Raw genomic sequence first — 22345 nt, forward strand, 5'->3', positions numbered from 1 at the left:
CTTCCGGTCATGCGACCAAATGGCGGCTGATCTATTATCTGAACACGGAATGAATGAGGCCAATGCAGATGAAGGCCTTATCTCCGGCACTAGAGGGAGATATTACTATGTCCTATCGCAAATCTATGGCTGCGGCTCTCGTGCTCACCACAATCCTCGGTGGAACCGCCTACGCGGCGGAGCAGGCCGCCCAGACCAACGGCACGCAGATCAGCGCGAGCCAGGCGGCGGTCGACAAGGATGTCGGCAAGCTCTCGAAGGACGGCGCACAGGGCTTCAGGGATCTTCAGCTCACCCGCCTCGCGATCTTCGAGGCCAATCCCGGCCAGGCCAAGGACATGATCGCCAAGGCGCAGGCCGCCTTCGCCAAGGCCAAGACCGACGACGCGGTCTTCACCAAGGCCGAGGCCGACCTCAAGTCGCCGGCCGACATGGCCGCCCACAAGGCGACTGCGCCGAGCGCCAAGGCCGACACTAAGGCCGATACCAAGACGGCCTCCAAGGAGCAGGTGGCCTGGGTCCCGGTCGACGCGCAGCTGACCCTCGGCGACGACTTCGTGGCCACGCCCGCCAAGGCCTCCGCGGTGACCGAGGCGAACAAGAACCTCGCTCAGGGCGACCAGAAGGGGGCCCTGGAGAAGCTCAAGCTCGCCCATGTCGACGTCAACTTTACCATGGCGGTCCTGCCCCTGAACAAGACCATCACCGACGTCGATCAGGCCGCGACACTGATCAATCAGGGCAAGTATTACGAGGCCAACGCCGCCCTGAAGTCGGCCCAGGACAACATGCGCTTCGACGTGATCGACGCGATCGCGGTGCCCCAGAAGGCGGCCGCCGCGACAGCCGACAAGGGCGCGCCGCAGGCCACCGGCACGACGGCGGGTGCCAAGACCAGCAAGTGACCGACCGCCGACGACGGCCGCGCCTGATGGATCTCGGGCGCGGCCCGGTCGGCGCACAGGAGGGAGGGTCGCGTGCGGCGATTCTGGATCTCGACCATCCTGGGACTCGAACTCCTCCTCGGCGGGACCCTGGCGGCCTCCGCCCGGACGGCGGGGGTTCCGGACTTCAACATCCGGGCGATCTGCGCGCCGGAGCACCGGGCTGGATCGACCGCCGTCGACCGGGCGAGCTACCGCGGGTGCCTCTCCGACGAGGCCGCCGCGCGGCGCACCCTGATCAAGCGCTGGGCGACGTTCGACGTGGCGGAGCGCCGGACCTGCGCGACGGAGAGCCAGATCGGCGGCACCCCGTCCTACGTGGCGATGCTGACCTGCGTGCAGCTCGGAAGCGACGCCCTGCCGATCAACCCGTCGGGCCAGCCCTGAGCTGAGATCATCCGCGCGACGGATCGCACGCCCGTGATCCGCGCATGAGGAACCGGCGGCATCGCCAAGACGTCCTGCAATGTCGATTGAGTGGAGGAGGCATCATGTTCAAGACTACGGCGCGCGCTGCTCTTTGCCTGGCCTGTCTCTGGTCGGTCACGCCGGCCCTGGCGGCCCCGAAGGAGATGCCCCAGGGCAAGCGTGACGAGATGTCGATGAAGGACACCAAGCACGAAGTGGTGATGCAGCGGAAGGAGAATAAGGAAGCCAACAAGAACGTCGACAGCCTCATCACGAACCGCAAGTGAGCGCGCGCGCCGACGACTGATCGATCGTACGTCCGAGCGGGGTGCCGGACGCGGCGCCCCTCTCCCGGCGGTCCCGGGCCCGGCCCGGGGCCGTAAGCGCGCGTCGCCCCGTCACCGTGGGACCCGCGCAGTCTCCGCGTGGTCGGGGACCGGACAATGGCTTAGGAACGGGGTCCGGGCGCGCGACGCCGCCGCAGGAGCCACCGCCATGCCGGGTCGGACACCGCCGTGACGGCCTACAGCCTGCGCGCCCGGCTGCTCGCGCTCTGGGTCCTGCTGGTCGCCTCCGCGGCCGCCACCGCCTACCTGATGCTCGGCGTCTACGACCAGTCGACGGGCGTCCAGGTGGCGCAGGCCGATCTCGCGGTCGGGCGGGCCTGCCGCGAGATCATCGACCGGTACGCCGCTCTGGTCCGAGCCCGCGGCCCGAGGATCGCGGAGGCCGATCTCGTCGGCACCGTGTCGGCCGCGCTGACGCGCTTCCCGGGGATCGAGGGCGGGATCTGGAGCACCGCGCGCGGGTCGGTGGCTTACGCCTATCCGACCTACGAGGGATCCGGGCCGAAGACCGACTTTCCGGCGGCCGAGCGCGACGCCATCGCGGCGCTGAACGCGCAGGCCCTGCGGGTCGACCACGCGGCATCGGAGCGGCGGCCGAGCCGGACCCAGGTTCTCATGCTCCAGGCCTGCCCGCTGCACGGGCCGGAGGCCGGCCTGACCGCGTGGTCGATGACGCGCGCGCACGTGAACGACGGCCCCACCTACACGCGCTTCCTCGCGGGCCTGGGCTTCCTCGCCGCCACGGTACTCGGATCGGCCGCGTTCCTGAGCTGGTTCCTGTACGGGTTCTCGGGGCGGATCGCCCGGCTCGAGGCCGCGCTCGCCGCGCCGCGTCCGGACGGCCAGGACCTGCCCCATCTCGACCGCACCGGCGAGCACGAGCTCGACCGGCTGGTCGACGCCCTCAACGCCGCCGGCGGGCGGCTGCGGGAGGCCCAGGCCCGGATCGTGGCGACCGAGCGCCTCGCCGCCGTCGGCCGTCTGGCGGCGAGCATCGCCCACGAGATCCGCAATCCCATCGCGGCGATGCGGCTGAAGGCCGAGAACGCCCTCGTCAGCGGTGATCCGCAGCGCGCCGCCGTCGCCCTCGAGACCGTTCTCGGCCAGATCGCCCGGGTCGACACGCTGCTGCGCGACCTCCTCAACCTGACGCAGGCGCGGCCGCTCAATCGGATGCCCACACCCGTGGCACCGCTCCTGGCCGAGTGCGCGGGCCTGCACGAGGACCTGGCGCGCGCGCGCGCGGTCCGGATCGCGGTCGAGGCCGACGGGCTGCCCGCCGCGGACCACCCGCATCTCGACCGGGCGCAGGTCGCCCGCGCCGTCGACAACCTGCTGCTGAACGCCCTGCAACACGCGCCGCCGGGCGGGCGGGTCCGCCTCGGCGCCGAGCGCGTGACGGTCGACGGCGCGCTGCGGCTGCGCCTCAGCGTCGCCGACACCGGCGGCGGGGTCGACCCGGCGATCCGCGCCAGCCTGTTCGAGCCCTTCGTCACCGGCCGGCCCGACGGGACCGGTCTGGGGCTCGCGATCGTGCGCGAGATCGCCGTAGCGCATCGGGGCGAGGCGAGGCTGGTCGAGGGCGCGCCGGAGACCACCTTTGTCCTGGATCTGCCATGGCAACCATCCTGATCGTCGACGACGACAGAGCCCTGCGCGACGGGCTCGCCGAGACGGTGACCGATCTCGGGCACACCGCGCTCCCGGTCGCCTCCGGGTCGGAGGCGCTGGCGCGGCTGGGCGAGGGTCCGGTGGCGGCGGTGCTCCTCGACCTGCGCATGCCCGGAGACCTCGACGGCATGGCCACGCTGGAACGGATCCGGGCCCTGCCGGAGCCGCCGCCCGTGACGGTCCTGACGGCCTTCGCGAGCCCGGCCAACACGATCGAGGCGATGCGCCTCGGGGCGCACGACCACCTGACCAAGCCGATCGGCCGGGCCGACCTCGCCGCCGTCCTCGACGCGATGCTGCGCGATGCCCGCTCCGATCCCGTCGGCGCTGCCCCGCCGCCGGACCACCCGGTCCTGATCGGGTCGAGCGCGGGCATGCGGAAGGTCCAGAAGACCATCGGTCTCGTCGCCGACAACGCGTCCACGATCCTGGTCCAGGGCGAGACCGGCACAGGCAAGGAGGAGGTCGCCCGGGCCCTGCACGCCTTCTCGCGGCGGCGCGCGCGGCCGTTCGTCCCGGTCAACTGCGCGGCGATCCCGGCCGAGGCTCTGGAGAGCGAGCTGTTCGGCCATGTCCGGGGCGCCTTCGCGGTCGCGACCGCCGACCGCGCGGGCGCCTTCCACGAGGCCCAGGGCGGCACCCTGTTCCTGGACGAGATCGGCGACATGCCGGCGGCGATGCAGGCGAAGATCCTGCGGGTGATCCAGGACGGCGTCGTGACCCCGCTGGGGGGCCGGCCTGCCCGGGTCGATGTCCGCCTCGTGGCGGCGACGCATCGCGACCTGCCGGCGCTCGTCGCCGCGGGCGGGTTCCGCGCCGACCTGTACTACCGTCTGAACGTCGTTCCGATCACCCTGCCGCCCCTGCGCGAGCGCCTGGCCGACATCGTGCCGCTCGCCGAGCACTTCCTGGTCCCTTCGGGCAAGCGCCTGAGCGGTGGGGCCGCCTCGCGCCTGCTCGCCTACGAGTGGCCCGGCAATGTCCGCGAGCTGCGCAACGTCGTGGAGCGCGCCGCCATGCTGGTGCGCGGCGGCGTGATCGCGGCCGAGGCCATCGATCTGCCGGCCGCGCGACTCGACCGCCGCGGCGAGGACGGCGCGGCCGACTGGCTCGCCGGCGACCTGCCCGGGGCCGTGGCTCGCCTGGAGCGGACCATGATCGCGGCCGCGCTCCGCGAGGCCGACGGCAACCGCGCCCGGGCCGCCCGCCGGCTCGGCATCCAGCGGCAGCTCCTCTACGCCAAGATCGAGCGCTACGGCCTCGGCGCGCCGGGCACCGATCTGTCGGAAGAGACGACAGACGCTGTCGGGAATTCCGACGCTTCGGCCGGCACCGACACGGCCTGAGGCCCGTGCGGGCCGGAGAACCGTTCACATCCCGCATGAGGCCCGCGCCGCGCGGGAACCGATGGCGCGCGCGGGCGTCGAGCCCCGCATGCGACGGTACGGCTTGGATCGGGGCCGCGCCGTCCGTCGGTCGGGGGATCGCGGCAGGATGAACAGCATCGAGACGGGCGCCCGCGGCGCCGGCGGCCGGACACCCTCGGCCAAGGCCCTGCGCGGCCTCGACGCGCTCAACTTCTTCCTCGCCGACGTGCGCGACGGCCTCGGCCCCTACCTCGCCATCTACCTGATCGCCGTGCGCGGCCCCGACCAGGGCTGGAACGAGGCCACGACCGGCCTCGTGATGACCATCGCGGGCATCCTCGGCCTCGTGGCGCAGACGCCCGCCGGCGCGCTGATCGACGCCACCAACCACAAGCGCGCGGTGGTGATCGGCGGCGCCATCGCGGTGACGGCCAGCTGCCTCGTCCTGCCGTTCATCACGAACTTCTACCTCGTCACCGCCACCCAATCGATCGCCCACGTCGCCGGGACGATCTTCCCGCCGGCGCTGGCCGCGATCACGCTCGGCCTCGTCGGGCCGAAGATGTTCGCCAAGCGGATCGGCCGGAACGAGGGCTTCAACCACGCCGGCAACGCGGTCTCCGCCGCCCTGGCGGGCGGGCTCGCCTACTTCTTCGGGCCGGTGGTCGTGTTCTGGCTGATGGGCATCCTGGCGGCGCTGTCGATCGGCGCCATGCTGATGGTGCCGGCCGACGCCATCGACAACGACCTCGCCCGCGGCATGACCGAGGCGGAGGAGCAGGCGCAGGAGAAGCCCTCCGGCCTCGCCACCCTGCTACAGAACCGGGCGCTGCTGATCTTCGCGGTGCTCTGCGCGATCTTCCACCTCGCCAACGCGGCGATGCTGACCTCGGTGGGCCAGCTCCTGACGCACATCTCGGGCAAGGACCACGCGACCTCGCTGATCGCGGTCTGCATCGTGGCGGCGCAGTGCGTGATGGTGCCGGTGGCGATCTTCGTGGGCGCGAAGGCCGACGTGATCGGCCGCAAGCCGATCTTCCTCACCGCCTTCGGCATCCTGGCGCTGCGCGGCGTCCTGTACACGCTGTCGGACAACCCGTTCTGGCTGGTGGGCGTCCAGCTCCTCGACGGCATCGGGGCCGGCGTCTACGGCGCGCTGTTCCCGATCGTCGTCGCCGACCTGACCCACGGCGGCGGCCGGTTCAACGCGGCCCAGGGCGCCGTGGCGACGGCCCAGGGGATCGGCGCCTCCCTGAGCGCGACGCTGGCCGGCGTGATCATCGTGTCGGCGGGTTACTCCACCGCCTTCCTGGCGCTGGCGGCCATCGCGGCGCTCGGCTTCGTCCTCTACTTCGCGCTGATGCCAGAGACCCGCGAGGCGGTGCGCGCGGGCAGCGAGCCCGAGAGCGGCGCCGGCATGCCGCCGGCCGTGCCGGCGAGCGCCTGAGCGCCGCGATCGGATCCGGAGGCCGGGCTCAGGACGCGGCGGCCAGCTCCGGCGCGGCCTGGCTCGCCACGGATTTGCCCGGTCCGAGTTGGCCCGGCACGGTCGCCTCCGGCGGGGCCTTCCGCGAGACGTAGTAGATGTCGACGGCGCGCCAGAACGCGCCCTGCTCTTCCGTCGAGCGGCGCGCGAGGGAGGTCTCGAGGATCGACATCGCGGCCCGCGCGGGCTCGCTCCGCTCGAGTTCCTCGAGCAGGCCGGCGAGATGCAGCATGGGATCTATCTCCGAGCGGACAGCAACCCCCATCAACGCCCGAGCTTGCGTAACGATCCGTCGCGCCCTGCGCGTCGGCGCCCTGCATGATCCTTGCCTCGAGCCGGGGCGCGGCTACCATCCCCGCGTCGAGTCCGACTCGCTCTCCCGTCAACCATCGAGGATCTCCGATGTTCTCCTGCCGAAGCGGCGCGGCTCTTCCCCTGCGCGGAGCGGTCTTCGCCCTGGCCCTGGCCAGCGGATTCGGGGCGGCGCCCCTCGTCGCCCGCGAGATGCCCGAGGCCGGCACGGCCGCCGCGGCGAAGAAGCCGAACGTCGTGATCCTCGCCACCGGCGGGACGATCGCGGGCGCCGGCGCCGACGCCGCGAACAGCGCCACCTACACGGCCGCCAAGGTGCCGGTCGACAAGCTGATCGCCGCCGTGCCGCAGGTGAACACCATCGCCAACGTCCGCGGCGAGCAGGTCTTCCAGATCGCCTCCGAGAGCTTCACCGACGCCCAGCTGGTCCAGCTCGGCAAGCGCGTGTCCCAGCTCCTGAAGCAGGACGACGTCGACGGGATCGTCGTCACGCACGGGACCGACACGCTGGAGGAGACCGCGTTCTTCCTCGACCTCGTGGTGAAAAGCGACAAGCCGATCGTGGTGGTCGGCTCGATGCGGCCGGGCACGGCGATCTCGGCCGACGGCGCCCTCAACCTGCTCGACGCCGTCACGGTCGCCGCCAGCAAGGAGGCGATCGGCCAGGGCGTCACCGTGACGATGAACGACTACATCCAGTGCGGCCGCGACGTGAACAAGCGGACCAACATCGTGCCCAGCGCCTTCTACAGCCAGTGGGGACCGCTCGGCATGGTGGTCGAGGGCAAGACCTACTTCTTCCGCTCGCTGACGAAGCGGCACAACATGAGCTCCGAGTTCGACATCGACCAGATCGACAGCCTGCCGCTGGTCGGCATCGTCTACGGCTCGGGCAACATGATCCCGGGCGTCTACGACGCCGAGCTCCAGGCCGGCGCCAAGGCGATCGTCAACGCCGGCACCGGCAACGGCTCGGTCCCCGGCTACCTCGTCGACAAGCTGAAGGAGATCCGCTCCAAGGGCGCCATCGTGATCCGCTCGTCGCGAGTGCCGGACGGCTTCGTCCTGCGCAACGCCGAGCAGCCCGACGACAAGTACGACTGGGTGGTCGCCCACGACCTCAATCCCGCCAAGGCCAAGATCCTCGCCGCCGTGGCGCTCACCAAGACCAGCGACACCAAGGAGCTGCAGCGCATCTTCTGGGAGTACTGAGTCCGGGAGCGCGCCGGGTCTCCGAGGTTCGCCCCCGTCCTGCAGCATGCCTCGAACGAGCGCTTCGAGGCGTGGCGACGTCGGGCGTCCGGGCAAAGGCGGGCGGTCACCGTCTTTGCGGGCGCGGCGAAGCACTCCAGGGTCGCGCTGCCCTGTGTCACTTCGCTCCGCTCGTGATGACGATGCGGGCGGCATCGGTCGAACGCGACAGCGACCGCGGCCTCGGACTTGGGGTTTCCTGAGCCGGCGGGCAGACCTCATGTCAGCGCCGGCGCCCGCCCCGGGTTACATCCCGCGGCGCACCCCTTAGATACCGGCCACCGACGCGGGCGCGCGGCCGATCCCGACTCGCGGCACCGGCCGCGCGCCCGTCGGCACCGAGCCTGGAGGAACGAGCATGACCGAGCTTCATCCCGAGGTCGCGGCGGTCACCGAGCGCGTCGTGGCGCGCTCCCGCGAGACCCGGCGCGCCTATCTCGACCTGATCGCCCGCGAGCGCGAGGCGGGGGTCCGGCGCGGGAAGCTCGCCTGCGGCAACCTCGCCCACGGCTTCGCGGCCTCCGGCGAGGACAAGGCGGCGATCCGCGACGAGCGGACGGTGATGAACATCGGCATCGTCACCGCCTACAACGACATGCTCTCGGCCCATCAGCCGTACGGGCGCTACCCGGAGCAGATCAAGCTGTTCGCCCGAGAGCGCGGCGCCACCGCGCAGGTCGCGGGCGGCACGCCGGCCATGTGCGACGGCGTCACGCAGGGGCAGAGCGGCATGGAGCTGTCGCTGTTCTCCCGGGACACGATCGCGCTCTCCACCGCGGTCGCGCTGAGCCACGGCATGTTCGACGGCGCGGCGCTGCTCGGCATCTGCGACAAGATCGTGCCGGGCCTGCTGATCGGGGCGCTCCGCTTCGGCCACCTGCCGACGATCCTGATCCCGGCCGGGCCCATGCCGTCGGGCCTCGCCAACAAGGAGAAGCAGCGGATCCGCCAGCTCTACGCCGAGGGCAAGGTCGGCCGGGCGGAGCTGCTCGAATCCGAGTCCGCCTCCTACCACGCGGCCGGGACCTGCACGTTCTACGGCACGGCCAACTCCAACCAGATGATGATGGACATGATGGGCCTGCACATGCCGGGCTCGTCCTTCATCAACCCCGGCACCAAGCTGCGCCAGGCCGTGACCCGGGCGGCGATCCACCGGCTCACCGAGATCGGCGGCGCCGGCAACGACTACCGGCCGCTGGGCCTCTGCGTCGACGAGAAGGCGATCGTCAACGCCGCGGTCGGCCTGCTCGCGACGGGCGGATCCACCAACCACGCGATCCACCTGCCGGCCATCGCGCGCGCGGCCGGCATCGTCATCGACTGGGAGGACATCGACCGCCTGTCCAGCGCCGTGCCGCTGATCGCCCGCGTCTACCCGAACGGCGCCGGCGACGTGAACCACTTCCACGCCGCGGGCGGCATGAGCTTCGTGATGGCGGCCCTGCTCGACGCGGGCCTCCTGCACGACGACATCCTGACCGTGTCGGGCCAGACGCTGCGCGACCACGCCCGCGACCCGAAGCTCGACGGCGAAGAGCTGGTCTTCGAGGACGCCGTGCCGGAGAGCCTGGACGACACGATGCTGCGCCGGCCCGGCAACCCGTTCCAGCCCGACGGCGGCATGCGGCTCGTGAAGGGCAATCTCGGCCGGGCGACGTTCAAGACCAGCGCCGTCGAGGAGCATCGCCGCACCATCGAGGCCCCGGCCCGGGTCTTCTCCGACCAGGACGAGGTGCTGAAGGCGTTCAAGGCCGGTGAGCTGGAGCGCGACGTCGTGGTCGTGGTCCGGTTCCAGGGCCCGAAGGCGAACGGCATGCCGGAGCTCCACAAGCTCACGCCGCCGCTCGGCGTGCTGCAGGACCGCGGCCACAAGGTCGCCCTGGTGACGGACGGGCGGATGTCGGGCGCGTCCGGCAAGGTGCCGGCCGCCATCCACCTGAGCCCCGAGGCGCTCGGCGGCGGCCCGATCGGGCGGATCCGCGACGGCGACATCGTCCGCCTCAGCGCGGCCGACGGGCTGCTGGAGGTGCTGGTCGACGAGGCAGAGCTTGCCACCCGCCCCGAGGCCGAGGCGCCGGAGCCCGCGCAGGGCACCGGGCGGGAGCTGTTCGCGTTCATGCGTCACGGGGCCGACACGGCGGAGCGGGGCGCCTCCGCGATGCTCGCCGCCGCCGGCCTCTGAAAGCGAGAGGGAGTTGCCGACCATGAACGATCTGACCAGCATCGACGCGCTGATGCGCTCCGTGCCCGTCATTCCGGTCCTGGTGATCGACGACGCGGCGCAGGCGCGGCCCATCGCCGAGGCCCTGGTGAAGGGCGGCCTGACCGCCCTGGAGGTCACCCTGCGGACCCCGGCCGCCCTCGACGTCATCCGGGAGATGACCCGGGTCGAGGGCGCGGTGGTGGGCGCCGGGACGGTGCTCAACCCGCGCGATCTCGAGAAGGCCCTGGCGGCGGGGGCCGAGTTCATCGTCTCGCCGGGCCTCACCGAGCCGCTGACCGACGCCGCCAAGGCCAACGGCGTGCCCTACCTGCCCGGCGTCGCGACGGCGGCCGACATCATGCGCGGCCTCGACCACGGGCTCGACCGGTTCAAGTTCTTCCCGGCGGAGGCCGCGGGCGGGATCAAGGCGCTGAAGGCGCACGCGGCGGTGTTCGGCGCGGTGCGGTTCTGCCCGACGGGCGGGATCACCGAGCTGAGCGCCCCGGACTGGCTGTCGATCCCGTCCGTGCTCTGCGTCGGCGGCAGCTGGGTGGTGAAGCCCGGCACGCCGGATCCGGCGGCGATCGAGCGGGCGGCCCGGGCCGCCGCGGGGTTGCGCAAGGCGTAAGCCTCACGACCGACGTCCTTGCGAGCGGAGCGAAGCAATCCAGGGTCGCGCCACATCTCCAGGATGTCGCGCGACCCTGGGTCACTTCGCTGCGCTCGTGATGACGGAGAGGGCGCGGCCCCGCCCGCAGAGAGGTGGGAGCTGTTGCAGCCCCTCACTCCGCCGGCAGCGGCTGCCTCTGCACCCGCGGGACGAAGACACCGCTTTCCGGCTCGAGCGCGATGCGCCGGTCGTGGAAGGCGTCCAGCGTCGAGCGGTGGCCGATCGACACGATCGTCGTGCCGGGGAGCTGCTCGCGCAGCATCCGGTAGAGGGCGGCCTCGGAGGGCTCGTCGAGGGAGGCCGTCGCCTCGTCGAGGAACAGCCATTCGGGCTTGGCCAGCAGCGCGCGGGCGATGGCGAGCCGCTGCTGCTCGCCACCCGACAGCCGCCGCTCCCAGGTGTCGCTCTCGTCGAGATGGTCGACGAGGTGGGGGAGCTGCGCGGCCGTCAGGGCGTCCCGGATCGCCGCGTCCGAGAACTGGTCGGTGGTGTTCGGGTAGACAACGGCGCCGCGCAGGGTCCCCTGCGGAATGTAGGGCCGCTGCGGCAGCAGCAGGGCCGACTGCCCGGCGGGCACGTCGACCCGGCCCTTGCCGAACGGCCAGATCCCCGCGATCGCCCGGAACAGGGTCGACTTGCCGGAGCCGGAGGGACCCGTGACCAGGGTCGCGCCGCCGCGCGGCAGGGTTAGCGCGTCGGCGGTGACGATCGGCTTCCCGTTCGGCAGGGCGAGGACGAGGCCGCGCGCGGTGACGTCGCCGGTGCTCTCGTTCCCCTGGACGAGGCCGTAGCCCGCCGCCTCCAGCGCCTCGGCCTTCGTCATGGCCCTTCGGAACGAGCCGAGACGGATGGTATTGGCCTTGTAGGCGGCCAGCGTCGTGTACGAGTCCACGAAGAACGACAGCGAGCTCTGCACCTGGCTGAACGCCTGGGACGTCTGCTGGAGCGCGCCCAGCGTGATCTTCTTGGCGAAGAAGGACGGGGCCGCCAGCACCATCGGGAAGATGACGCTCGCCTGCCGGTAGCTGAACGTGAAGGCGATCAGCTTGATGCGGCGGAAGATGATCCCGACGTAGTTGTCGATCACGCTGTGGAACAGGCTCGAGAGCCGCGAGGCTTCCGCCCGCTCGCCGCGCAGCAGGGCGATCTGCTCGGAGTAGATGCGGTTCCGGGCCAGCGCGAAGCGGAAATTCGCCTCGACCTGCTCCTGCCGGAAGTCCAGCCCGATGAGCGGCCGGCCGATCAGGTGGGTGAGCCACGTGCCGACCACCGCGTAGGCGATCACCAGCCAGACCAGGAAGCCCGGGATCACCGTGTCGGTGAACGGCACGACGAAGTCGCGCGACAGGGTCCAGAGGATCACGATGAACGACACGAGCTGCGCGGCCTGGCTGAGGAGCCGGATCGACAGCGTCGTGGTCTGCACGATGAAGCTGTTGACGTCGGCCTGGATGCGCTGGTCCGGGTTGTCCGCTTCCTCGTCGGTGAACGGGATCCGGTAATGCGTGCCGTTGCCGAGCCAGCGCTCGTACAGGCTGTGGGTCAGCCACGTGCGCCAGCGGATGAGCAGCGAGGAATCGACGAACAGGTCGAACATGCCGATGGCGATGTTCAGCGTGGCCAGCGGCACGAACACCCAGAGCAGCTGGTACCAGAACGCGTTCGCGTCGTATTCCTGGAGCGAGTTGTAGATGTCGCGGTAGAAGAAGTTGAACCGCAGCGTCAGCGCCACGTCGGCGAAGTTCACGAAGATCGACAGCGCCACGAGGTTGCGGCCGATCCGGCCCTCGGTGGTGCCGAACCAGCGGAACAGGCCGATCTCCTTGGTCGGCTTGTCGCGATTGGCGAAGTACGGGTCGGCGATGTTGGTGATCGCGCGGATCGGCTCGAGATGCGAGATGCCGAGCACGATGGCGGCGAAGACCACCGCGCCGGTGGCGGCGAAGGCCGGCGGGAGCAGCGCGGCGATCACCGGCGGCAGCAGTCCCATGGCGGCGATCGTCTTCGATCCGGCGAGCAGCAGGTAGCCGACGCCGTAGACCGAGACGAAGACCTTCAGGTAGGCCGAGATGCCGTTCGCGGCGATCAGGATGCCCGCCATGGCGAAGCCGGCGAGGGAGACGTAGAGCGGCGGGCTCGGGATTCCGGGAAACGCCAGCAGGATCAGCGCGGCCAGGGCCGTGAGCACGGCCTGGATGCCCAGTCCGGTCCTGAGTGCTGCCACCGTCGATCCCCCATCCGTGCGCGCCCGCCCGGGGCGCCGCCGGCGGCCTTGGCCCCGGCAGATGGCCAGATAGTGGCACTCGGCCCGCGCTGTCGCGTGAAACTTTGGTCACGTTCCGGCGGTGCGGCGATTTACGCGGGCACCGCGGCTACCAGTTCCACTCCTCGAAGCCGGGCTCGCGGCAATGGTAGCCGATCGGGCATTGCGGGTTGTCGCGCGTCGGGGCGAAGCGCAGCTCGGCGATCTCCGCGCCGCTGCACTGGCCGGGATTGCTGACGAACCGCTCCGGCGCCGCCCCGGCGGCGATGATCACGTCGCCCTCGTTCTTCACCAGGGCCATCGCCTCGGAGCAGGTCATGCGGGCCGTCATCGAGCCGCGCGGCGGCCGCGACTGCGCACGGGCCTCGACCCCGGCCGCGACGGCGGCGAGGTGGGCGAACAGCAGAGCGAGGGCCAACGGCCTCATCGGTTACGGGTTCCGGTACACACCCGGGAAGAAAGCCCGCGGGTCTGGCGCCATCCTGCACAAGCGGGCCGCCCGAGACTGTCACCGGAATGCGCCACCGGGCCGCTTTCGCCGTCGGACCGCCGCAATCGGCGGATTAGGAGATTCCGGGATCGCCGGAAGCAGCAGTAGATTTGTGGTCGTGGACGCCTGCGCGGGCGGCCCCGGCACGACGGCTGGACCGGCCCCCCGGCACGCGTCTCCGGCGCCCCGCGTGCCGGCCGACCGGCGCCGGAGCCAAGGGACCCAGCGATGTCCGCTCTCTCGATCCTCGACATCTCCGCCGTGCGCGCCGCGCCCGTCTCCCGCGAGCCCTACGCCTACACGCTCGGCAGCAACGTCCTGAATCCCGACGCGATCGACGACATCCGGCGCGACTTCCCGGACATCGCCAAGCCCGGCTACCTCACGGTCGACGAGATCACCCTGAAGGGCCGGTTCAAGGCGCTGATCGACGAGCTGGAGAGCGACGCCTTCTCGAAGATCCTCGGCGAGAAGTTCGGCATCGACCTCGTCTCCTGCCCGCGCCTGACGACCATCATGCGCCGCAGCCAGCTGAAATACGGCTCGATCCACACCGACGGCCCGTCGAAGGTGCTCACCCTGCTCGTCTACATGAACGACGCCTGGGACGCCCCGGCGGCCGGCCGCCTGCGGGTGCTCTACGACGGCCGCAACTACGAGCCCTTCGCGGTGGAGGTCCCGCCGACCATGGGCACGATGTTCGCGTTCCTGCGGGCGGACAATTCCTGGCACGGCCACGAGCCCTTCGAGGGCGAGCGGCGCGTGGTCCAGGTGGCGTGGCTCAGGGACGCGTCGGAGCTGGAGCGCAAGCGCAAGCGCAACCGCACGGCGCAGTTCCTGAAGGGCATCTTCGGCCGCTGAGCGGACGAGAGGGGGGCAGACCATGGGGGCGGTCGTTCTGGCGGATCCGGGCGACGGGGCGCGTTCCGGCTCCTGGCGTCGCTTCGCCTTGCCGACCCTCCTCGTCCTCGGCTGGGTGGGCCTCTTCGCCTACAGCGCCGCCTACCTCACCGAGGACCTGCCGTTCCGCCCGTCCCCGCCGGAAGCGAGCCCGTCCGCGGCGAGGTCCGCCGCGCCGCGCCCCGCGCGCCGCGTCGTGATGCTCGACGAGCCCGACCCGCTCACCGCCCCGGCCGAGCCGCCCGGCCAGACCGCCATGGCGGCCTCGCCGGCGCCGGCGGCCCCGCAGAGTGCCGCGGCGCCGCCCGCGACCACGGCGAATGCCCGCCCCGCCCCGGGCGCCGCTCCGGCCGCCGCCGTGCCCGCCGCCGAGTATGTCGGTGTCTGGGGCCCGACGCCCGAGGCCTGCGGAGCGCGCTCGCGCCGCCGCGGCTACATCCCGGCCACGATCACGCAGGACCGCGCCCGCGCGGGCCGCACGCTGTGCCTGTTCCACGACGTGCGGCGAAGCGGCGGCGCCTGGGTCACGGCCGCCGAGTGCAGCGATCGCGGCCGCCACTGGTCGTCGCAGGTCCGCCTGCAGGTGGATGGCGAGCACCTGACCTGGTCGAGCAGCCGCGGGACCTCGACCTATATCCGCTGCGGCCGCCGCGCCGGCTGAGCGGCGCCGTCACGCCGCCGGATCCGCTCCCTGCCCCTCGGCCGCGCGCAGGACGATCCGCGCCGCGGCCCGGCTCGGCGTGTCCGCCGCGGCGAGCCGCATCCGCCCGTCGATGCGGCCGAGGGCGGCGAGCTGGACGTCGCGCTCGGCACCGCCGGCCAGGAGCGGCCGCAGGGCGCCGGCGAGGCGCTCCGGGGTGCAGTCGGCCTGGACGAATTCCGGCATCGCGTTCTCGGCGAGGATCAGGTTCGGCAGCACGATGCTCGGGACCTGGATCAGCCGGCGGGCGATGAACTCCTCCGCCCGCGAGACCTTGTAGGCGACGACCATCGGGACGCCCGCGAGCGCCAGCTCCAGCGTGACCGTGCCGGAGGCGGCGAGCGCCGCCCGGGCCTCCCGGAAGGCCGCGTATTTCGGCGCCTCGCCGGTGACGATGCGGACCGGCACCGGCCACCCGGCCGACAGCCGCTCGATCAGGGCCCTGTGCCGGGTCACGGCGGGCAGCACCGCCTCGACCGCCAGGCCCTCGGCGACGCGGGCCAGCGCCGCACCGAAGACCGGCATCAGCCGCTCGATCTCGGACCGGCGGGAGCCCGGCAGGACCACGAGGCTGTAGGGAACGGCCTCGCGCCGCCCCCGCTCGGCCGCGCCGGGCCGCAGTTCCGGGAGGCGCTCGATCAGCGGATGCCCGACATAGGTGCAGGGGGGACCGCCGAGCCGCAGATGCGCGTCGGGCTCGAAGGGGAGCAGGGCCAGCACGTGGTCGATGAACGGCCGCATGCCCTTCGCCCGCCACGGCCGCCACGCCCACACGCTCGGGGACACGTAGTCGATGATCGGGATGCCGGGGGCCGCCCTGCGCACGCGCCGCGCCACCGCGTGGGTGAAGCCCGGGCTGTCGATGATCACCAGCACGTCGGGCCGCGCGCGGATCGTCGCCTCGACGGTCTCGCGGATGCGGCGGAGCAGGGTCCGCGCGCGGGCGAGGACCGGCAGGTAGCCCATCACCGCCACGTCATCGAGGGGGAACAGGGACGCGAACCCCGCCTCCGCCATGGCCTCGCCGCCGACGCCGCCGAAGACGGTGTCGGGCGCGGCCTCGCGCAGGGCGCGCATCAGCTTGGCGCCGAGCTGGTCGCCGGAATCCTCGCCGGCCACGAGCCAGATCGTGCGGGGCCGGCCGGTCACGGCGCGCCCCCGTACCCGACCACGAACAGGCCGAGGCGGTCGGCCTCCGCGGCCGTCGCCGCCCGGTCGATGACCAGGGTCCCGCCGGCCTCCAGGGCGAGCCCGGCGCAGCCCGCCCGGGCCGCGTTGCGCACGGTGCGGGCGCCGACGGCCGGGAGATCGATGCGGCGGTCCTGGCCGACCTTCGGGGCCTTCACCAGCACGGTCGCGGGCATCGCCCGGCCGAACCCGAAGGGGCGCCGCCCCAGGGCCCGGGCCCGGGCCAGCATGCGGTCCGTGCCCTCCGGCCCCTCCACGGCGAGGATCCGGTCGCCGGCCAGGACGACCGCCTGCCCCAGATCGTAGGGCGAGAGGGCGTCGAGGACGCCGCGCCCGGTGCGGATCGAGGCGGCCGCCTCCGCGTCCGGGGCCCGGCGCCCGAGCGGGCCGTCCGGGCAGAGCAGGTCCGGCGCGGCCTCGTGGACGCCGACGACCCGGTGGCCCGCCTCCTCGACCAGCGTGACCGCCGCCCGCAGCAGGCGGTCGTCCCCGCCGCCGGCGATCGCCAGCAGGGCCTCGCGGTTGCGCAGGGCGGCGCCCGCGTTGAGGATCGCGGCCGGGCTCGGGCGGGAGACGCCGCCCGCCGGCACCACGGTCGCCGGCCCCCAGAGCCGCAGCAGCTTCAGGGTGGCCGCGAGATCGAGGAGGTCGACCGTGGCGTCGGCGCCGGCGCGCAGGGCCGGGCCGGTGAAGCCGCGCAGCGCGATCACCCGGAAGGGCCGGCGCGCCCGGCGGAGCGACTCGGCGACGAGCTCCGGCAGGCGCCCCGCCCCCGCGATCAGGACCAGGGCCCCCTCGGGGGCGGGATCGGCCTCGGTCACGGCCCGGCCGCTCAGGCGGCGCTGATCGGGGTCGGGACCTCGCGCGGCGTGCAGATCGAGCGCTTGCCGCCGAGGCGGATGAAGTCGAGGATCTCGGCGACCGCCGCGTGGGACTCGAAGGTCGCGGCCACGTCCTCCACCCGCTCCATCAGCGTGCCCTCGGGGGCGAAGAGCAGGCGGTAGGCGCGCCGCAGCGCGTGGATGTCCTCGCGGGCGAAGCCGCGGCGCTGCAGCCCGATGATGTTGAGCCCCGACAGGTAGGCCCGGTTGCCGAGCACCATGCCGTAGGGGATGCAGTCGTTCTCCAGGCCCGACAGGCCGCCCACGAAGGCGTGCGCGCCGACCCGCGCGAACTGGATCACGGCGGCGCCGCCGCCCAGGATCGCGTAGTCGCCGACGCTGCAATGGCCCGCCAGCATGACGTTGTTGGAGAAGATCACGTGGGCGCCGACCCGGCAATCGTGGCCGACATGCGAGTTGGCCAGGAAGGTGCAGTGGTCGCCGACCACGGTCTCCAGGCCGCCGCCGCTGGTGCCCGGGTTCATGGTGACGCCCTCGCGGATCAGGCAGTCGGCGCCGATCGTCAGGGTCGAGGCCTCGCCCCGGTATTTCAGGTCCTGCGGCTGGTGGCCGATGGACGCGAAGGGGAAGATCCGGGTGCGGGGGCCGATCGCGGTGCGGCCCGCCAGGACCACGTGGCTGATGAGTTCGCAGTCCGCGCCGAGCACGACCTCGGGCCCGACATGGCAGAAGGGGCCGATCCGCGCCCCGTCGCTGATGCGGGCGCCGGTCTCGATCACCGCGCTCGGGTGGATGACGGGGGCGGTCACTCCGTCACCAGCATGGCACTGATCTCGGCCTCCGCGACCAGCGTGCCGTCGACCCGGGCCTCGCCGCGGAACCACCACATGGTCCGGCGCTGGTTCAGCTTCGTCATATGGAAGCGCACTTGGTCGCCGGGGGTGACGGGCTTGCGGAACTTGCACTTGTCGATGGTCATGAAGAACACCTGCTTGGTGTTCCGCCCGTCCGCCCGGATGTGGCGGCAGCAGATCGCCCCCGCCGTCTGCGCCATACCCTCGATCAGGAGCACGCCCGGGAAGACCGGCATGTCGGGGAAGTGGCCCATGAACTGCGGCTCGTTGGCCGTGACGTTCTTGATGCCGACGCAGGATTCGTCCCGGTCGATCTCGACGATGCGGTCGACCATCAGGAACGGGTAGCGGTGCGGCAGCAGCTCCAGCAGCGTCTGGATATCGGCTATGCCCAGCTCGCTGCCGGTCTCGCGCGCCGCCTCACTCATCGAAATCCGCACCTCGACTTGCCGCCATCGGCGGCCCGCAATCCGGCCGCCACCGGGGCGCCGACCGCCCTATTCGGAAGAAATCGCCGGAAGCGCAAGGCCTTCCCGGTCAGGCGTCGTCTCCGGCGGGCTCCTTGCCCGAGCGTTCCGCGAGCCGCGCGAGCGTCGTCAGCTCGCGGAACCAAGCCCGCACCGGCTTGGCGGGCGTCCCGCCCCAGCGGCTGCCCGGCGGCACGTCGCGGTTGACGTTGGACGAGCCGGCGATCTGCGCGCCGCGACCGATGCGCAGGTGGCCGACGACGCCGACCTGCCCGCCGAGGACGACGTAATCCTCCAGCGTGGTCGAGCCCGAGATGCCGACCCCCGACACGATGACGCAGTGGCGCCCGATCACGACGTTGTGGGCGATCTGCACGAGGTTGTCGATCTTGGTGCCCTCCCCGATCACCGTGTCGCGCGAGGCGCCCCGGTCGACCGTGGTGTTGGCACCGATCTCGACGTCGTCCTGCACGATGACCCGCCCGACTTGCGGCACCTTGAGGTGGGTGGCGCCCATGGCGAAGCCGAACCCGTCCTGTCCGAGCCGGGCCCCCGGATGCAGGATCACCCGGTTGCCGAGGAGGGCGTGGCTGAGGGTCGTGCCCGCGCCGATCGCGCAGTCGCGCCCGATCCGGACCCCCGGCCCGATGACGGCGTTCGGCCCGATCACCGTGCCGGCGCCGATCTCGGCTCCCGGCCCGATCACCGCGCCGGGATCGACCGTGACCCCGTCCTCGAGCCGGGCCTCGGGATGGACGTGGGCGCCGGAGGCGACGCCGCGGACCGCGAACTGGGAACCGGGACGCAACGCGTCCGGGTGCAGGCGGCCGAGCAGGGCCGCGTAGGCGCGGTAGGGATCGCGGCTGACGAGGGCGACGGTTCCGGCGGGGCAGCGCGCCGCGAAGCGGGGCGAGATGAGGCACACGCCCGCACGCGTCGCCGCGAGGGCGTCGCCGTAGCGGGCATTGTCCATGTAGGCGAGGTGGTCCGGACCGGCACTCTCCAGGGAGGCCGCGCCGCTGAACCGGCGATCCGGATCCGCTCCCTCGGGGAGGCCGAGGCCGGCGGCGGCCGCGATCTCGGCCAGGGTGAGGCCGGTGGCGGCGGTGAAGAAGACGGGATCTGTCATGTCCGACAACGCGCCGGCCGGGAGAATCCGGCCGGCGCGCGTGTTTTTTATCAGAAGCGCGAGCCGCCGGAGAAGCGGAAGGCCTGGACCTGATCCGCGCCGATATGGCCGAACTTGCCGAGGATCGGGACGAACACCTTCTGACCCTCGTCCTTGGACAGAGCGTAGGCGTAGTCGAACCGGATCGGGCCGAGCGGCGAGTTCCACAGGATGGACGCGCCGATCGAGGAGCGGATCGCCGCCGTGTCGCGGACGTTCACGCATTCCGGCTCCACGCCGATCGTGAAGGCGTTGAAGTTGCACTTCCCGGTCGTCGGCGAAATGCCGTTGATGAAGGCGTCGCCGTTCACGTTGAAGTTCCGCTGGCCGTGATAGCCGAACAGCGTGCCGGCATCGGCGAAGAGCGCGCCTTTCAGGCCCAGATCCCGCGGAACGAGGGGCAGCGGGAACTGCACTTCGAGGGTGCCGCCGACGTAGGTCGAGCCGCCGATGGCGTTCGAGCGGGCGTCGGCGATGCCGACGTCGCGCGGACCGATGCCGTTCGGCGCGAAGCCGCGGACCAGCGACGGGCCGAGGAAGAACTGGTCGGTCACCCGCAGCGGGTCGTTGTTGAGCGACGAGATGTGGCCGCCCTGGAAGCGGATGAAGCCGACCACGTCCTCGAAGATCTCCTTGTAGTACCGCGCGTCGGCGGTCACGCGGAAGAACTTGGAGTCGCCGCCCAGGCCCGCGACGTCGGGCTTCAGCTCGGCGTAGAGACCGTTGCGGGGCGCGCCGATCACGTCGAGGGTCGAGTAGGCGAGCGTCAGGCCGGCCAGCGAGGTCAGCGTGTTGCCCTGCGAGCCCTTGATGGCGATCGAGGCCTCGCCGTCATACGCGCAGTTCGGGTAGATCGACTGGCCGCCGATGTTGCGGCCGGTGTTCGGGTCGATCGTGCCCGCCGCGTAGGTGGCGGTGTAGCCGGGGATCGGGATCGAGCAGTCGTTGTACGGCCGCTTGAGGGTGTTCGGCACCTTCAGCTCGGTGTTGTACAGCGAGTAGCGCAGCGTGATGCCGAACTCCTCGGTGATCGGCAGGCCGAGGCGCAGCTGACCGCCGTACACCGTGGTCTCGTAGCGCGAGTACCGGGTCAGGTCGGAGTACTTGTAGAAGGCATCGAAGCCCGCCGCGAGGCGGTAGCCGAGGAAGTACGGCTCGGTGAACGAGAAGTCGACGCCGCGCGAATACTGGCCGCCCGTACCGGCGAGCCGGACGTACTGGCCACGACCGAGGAAGTTCGACTCGGAGACCGAGACCTCGCCGATGATGCCGTCCTGGGTGGAGTAGCCGCCCGCCACCGAGAACGAGCCCGTGGGCTGATCCTCGACATCGATGTTGATGACCACCCGGTCCGGGGCCGAGCCCGGCTCGTTCGAGAAGCGGACCTTCTTGAAGAAGCCTAGGCCGTTCAGGCGCCGCTCGGCGCGGTCGGTCAGCACGCGGTTGTAGGCATCGCCCTCCGCGATATCGAGCTCGCGGCGGATGACGTAGTCGCGGGTGCGGGTGTTGCCGCGGATGTTGATGCGCTCGACGTAGACGTGCGGGCCGTCCTCGACCACGAAGCCCAGGGAGACTTGGTGGCTCGCCGGGTCGCGCTGGCCGGTCGGGCGGACCTGCGCGAACGGGTAGCCGGCGCGGTTGACCTGGCGGGTGACGTTGTTGAGCGTCTTCTCGACGTCGTCGGCGTTGTAGACGTCGCCCACGGAGGTGGCGATGTCGCTGTCGAGCTTCGCGGTGTCGAGGCCCGGCAGGCGGGAATCCACCTGGACGGCGCCGACCCGATACTGCTCGCCCTCGCTCACCGTGATGGTGATGACGTAGCCGGACTTGTCGCCCTCGACGTAGCGCGCGTCGGCGCTGACCACCTGGAAGTCGGCGTAGCCGTTCTTCAGGTAGTAGCGGCGGACTTGGTCGAGGTCGTTGGTGATGCGGTCGGGATCGTAGACGTCGGAGGTCTTGATGAACGACAGGAAGTTCATCTCCGAGGAGCTCATCAGCCCCTTCAGCGTCCGCTCCGAGTAGGCGTTGTTGCCGACGAAGTTGATCGAGAGGATACCGGTCTTGTCGCCCTCGTCGATCTGGTAGATCACGTCGACGCGGCCGTTGGGCAGGTCGACGGTCCGGTAGGTCACCTTGGCGGTGCCGCGGCCGAAGCGCTTGTAGACGTCGCGGATGCGCGCGAGGTCGGCGTTGATGATCGCCTCGCTGTAGGGCCCGCGCGACTTGGCCTCGACCACCCCTTCCAGGGTGGCCTTCTCGATCTTCTTGTTGCCCTCGAAGACCACGCGGTTGATCAGGTTGTTCTCGCGGACGGTCACCACCGTGCGGCCACCCGACTGGGCGACCTTCACGTCGGAGAACATCCCGCTCGCGAGCAGGTTGCGGCGGGCCTCCTCGGCGGAGCCGGACGCCGTCCCGGTCACGTAGGACCGGATCGTGTCGGCATCGACGCGCTGGTTGCCCTGGACGACGATCTGCTGCGCCTGGGCAGCCCCGCTCAGGACGACACCCAGACCGGCAGTGACTAGGACGATGGTTTTCCGCACCGACTTACGTCGGGGCTTCCCCGTCAACGACATCATGCAATCGCCCGTTTCTGTTCTGGTCGCGGGGGTTAGCCCGTCACGGGCGACCGTTGATCGGCCGTCCCGTCACCTGGTCCAAGCGTGGCTTCGGTCCAAGCGTAGCTCTTAGCGGGATTCCCCTGCCAAGCAAACGCGCGGGAGGCCATCGTCAGGGGATTTTGGGGGGTCGTGGCCTTCGCGCCACTTAACGGTGCGGTCAGCTTACGGGCAAACCGCGGATCATGGT

At 71.6% G+C, this 22345-nt stretch carries 20 protein-coding genes; 11 read left to right on the forward strand and 9 right to left on the reverse strand.

Annotation, left to right across the window (positions count from 1 at the left end; all coding sequences use genetic code 11):
* The first annotated feature begins 107 nt into the window (after positions 1-107).
* The 6 genes from ABIC30_RS19130 (at position 108) to ABIC30_RS19155 (ending at position 6184) form a co-directional block, all read left to right on the forward strand.
* Complete coding sequence (locus tag ABIC30_RS19130) at positions 108-905, forward strand: YfdX family protein (protein ID WP_026604906.1); 798 nt, start codon at positions 108-110, stop codon at positions 903-905.
* Between the two features lie 72 nt (positions 906-977).
* Positions 978-1331 (forward strand): hypothetical protein, encoded by a 354-nt coding sequence (locus ABIC30_RS19135; RefSeq protein WP_056533079.1) that lies wholly within the window; start codon positions 978-980, stop codon positions 1329-1331.
* A 104-nt stretch (positions 1332-1435) separates the two neighbouring features.
* A complete protein-coding gene (locus ABIC30_RS19140; protein WP_020093001.1) occupies positions 1436-1639 on the forward strand; it encodes a hypothetical protein in 204 nt (67 codons plus the stop codon).
* 228 nt (positions 1640-1867) lie between these two features.
* Positions 1868-3331 carry a sensor histidine kinase gene (locus ABIC30_RS19145; RefSeq protein WP_020093000.1) on the forward strand — a complete coding sequence of 488 codons (1464 nt, stop codon included), beginning with the start codon at positions 1868-1870 and terminating at the stop codon, positions 3329-3331.
* Positions 3316-4716: a sigma-54-dependent transcriptional regulator gene (locus ABIC30_RS19150; RefSeq protein ID WP_020092999.1), complete on the forward strand. Its 1401-nt coding sequence runs from the start codon at positions 3316-3318 to the stop codon at positions 4714-4716. Before ABIC30_RS19145 ends, ABIC30_RS19150 begins: the two co-directional genes overlap by 16 nt.
* 148 nt (positions 4717-4864) lie before the next feature.
* Positions 4865-6184, forward strand: a complete 1320-nt coding sequence (locus ABIC30_RS19155; RefSeq protein ID WP_020092998.1) for an MFS transporter — start codon at positions 4865-4867, stop codon at positions 6182-6184.
* A 28-nt stretch (positions 6185-6212) separates the two neighbouring features.
* On the opposite strand, the gene ABIC30_RS19160 is transcribed toward ABIC30_RS19155, so the two are convergent.
* On the reverse strand, positions 6213-6455 hold the full coding sequence (locus tag ABIC30_RS19160; RefSeq protein WP_042674329.1) for a hypothetical protein: 243 nt from the start codon (positions 6453-6455) through the stop codon (positions 6213-6215).
* A 170-nt stretch (positions 6456-6625) separates the two neighbouring features.
* Here ABIC30_RS19160 and ABIC30_RS19165 point away from each other — a divergent pair, with 170 nt between their 5' ends.
* The 3 genes from ABIC30_RS19165 (at position 6626) to eda (ending at position 10620) form a co-directional block, all read left to right on the forward strand.
* Positions 6626-7747, forward strand: coding sequence for an asparaginase (locus tag ABIC30_RS19165; RefSeq protein ID WP_056533064.1), 1122 nt, complete (start codon positions 6626-6628; stop codon positions 7745-7747).
* Between the two features lie 397 nt (positions 7748-8144).
* Positions 8145-9971, forward strand: a complete 1827-nt coding sequence (gene edd, locus ABIC30_RS19170) for a phosphogluconate dehydratase (RefSeq protein WP_020092995.1) — start codon at positions 8145-8147, stop codon at positions 9969-9971.
* 22 nt (positions 9972-9993) lie between these two features.
* Positions 9994-10620, forward strand: a complete 627-nt coding sequence (eda, locus tag ABIC30_RS19175) for a bifunctional 4-hydroxy-2-oxoglutarate aldolase/2-dehydro-3-deoxy-phosphogluconate aldolase (RefSeq protein WP_020092994.1) — start codon at positions 9994-9996, stop codon at positions 10618-10620.
* A gap of 154 nt (positions 10621-10774) precedes the next feature.
* Here eda and ABIC30_RS19180 read toward each other — a convergent pair whose 3' ends face one another.
* Positions 10775-12886, reverse strand: coding sequence for an ABC transporter ATP-binding protein/permease (locus ABIC30_RS19180; protein ID WP_026604903.1), 2112 nt, complete (start codon positions 12884-12886; stop codon positions 10775-10777).
* 148 nt (positions 12887-13034) lie between these two features.
* Entirely contained in the window at positions 13035-13352 is a 318-nt protein-coding gene (locus tag ABIC30_RS19185; protein WP_026604902.1) for a hypothetical protein, read from the reverse strand.
* Positions 13353-13643: 291 nt separating this feature from the next.
* On the opposite strand from ABIC30_RS19185, the gene ABIC30_RS19190 reads away from it, so the two are divergent.
* Together ABIC30_RS19190 and ABIC30_RS19195 are read left to right on the forward strand one after the other, a co-directional pair.
* The gene (locus ABIC30_RS19190) at positions 13644-14276 is read left to right on the forward strand and encodes a 2OG-Fe(II) oxygenase (RefSeq protein WP_020092991.1); all 633 of its coding nucleotides are present in this window, start codon (positions 13644-13646) and stop codon (positions 14274-14276) included.
* 22 nt (positions 14277-14298) lie between these two features.
* Entirely contained in the window at positions 14299-14976 is a 678-nt protein-coding gene (locus ABIC30_RS19195) for a hypothetical protein (protein WP_026604901.1), read from the forward strand.
* A 9-nt stretch (positions 14977-14985) separates the two neighbouring features.
* Here ABIC30_RS19195 and lpxB read toward each other — a convergent pair whose 3' ends face one another.
* The 6 genes from lpxB to bamA all read right to left on the reverse strand — a co-directional run bounded on the left by lpxB (position 14986) and on the right by bamA (position 22116).
* Positions 14986-16164 carry a lipid-A-disaccharide synthase gene (gene lpxB / locus ABIC30_RS19200; RefSeq protein WP_026604900.1) on the reverse strand — a complete coding sequence of 393 codons (1179 nt, stop codon included), beginning with the start codon at positions 16162-16164 and terminating at the stop codon, positions 14986-14988.
* A complete protein-coding gene (locus tag ABIC30_RS19205) occupies positions 16161-17024 on the reverse strand; it encodes an LpxI family protein (RefSeq protein WP_020092989.1) in 864 nt (287 codons plus the stop codon). Before ABIC30_RS19205 ends, lpxB begins: the two co-directional genes overlap by 4 nt.
* An 11-nt stretch (positions 17025-17035) precedes the next feature.
* Positions 17036-17854, reverse strand: a complete 819-nt coding sequence (gene lpxA / locus ABIC30_RS19210) for an acyl-ACP--UDP-N-acetylglucosamine O-acyltransferase (RefSeq protein ID WP_020092988.1) — start codon at positions 17852-17854, stop codon at positions 17036-17038.
* The gene (gene fabZ / locus ABIC30_RS19215) at positions 17851-18327 is read right to left on the reverse strand and encodes a 3-hydroxyacyl-ACP dehydratase FabZ (RefSeq protein WP_020092987.1); all 477 of its coding nucleotides are present in this window, start codon (positions 18325-18327) and stop codon (positions 17851-17853) included. Before fabZ ends, lpxA begins: the two co-directional genes overlap by 4 nt.
* A 109-nt stretch (positions 18328-18436) precedes the next feature.
* Positions 18437-19495, reverse strand: coding sequence for a UDP-3-O-(3-hydroxymyristoyl)glucosamine N-acyltransferase (gene lpxD / locus ABIC30_RS19220; RefSeq protein ID WP_020092986.1), 1059 nt, complete (start codon positions 19493-19495; stop codon positions 18437-18439).
* 50 nt (positions 19496-19545) lie between these two features.
* A complete protein-coding gene (bamA, locus tag ABIC30_RS19225) occupies positions 19546-22116 on the reverse strand; it encodes an outer membrane protein assembly factor BamA (protein ID WP_026604899.1) in 2571 nt (856 codons plus the stop codon).
* Between the last annotated feature and the right edge of the window lie 229 nt (positions 22117-22345).

Source organism: Methylobacterium sp. 1030 (assembly GCF_040544715.1).
Taxonomy (GTDB): Bacteria; Pseudomonadota; Alphaproteobacteria; order Rhizobiales; family Beijerinckiaceae; genus Methylobacterium.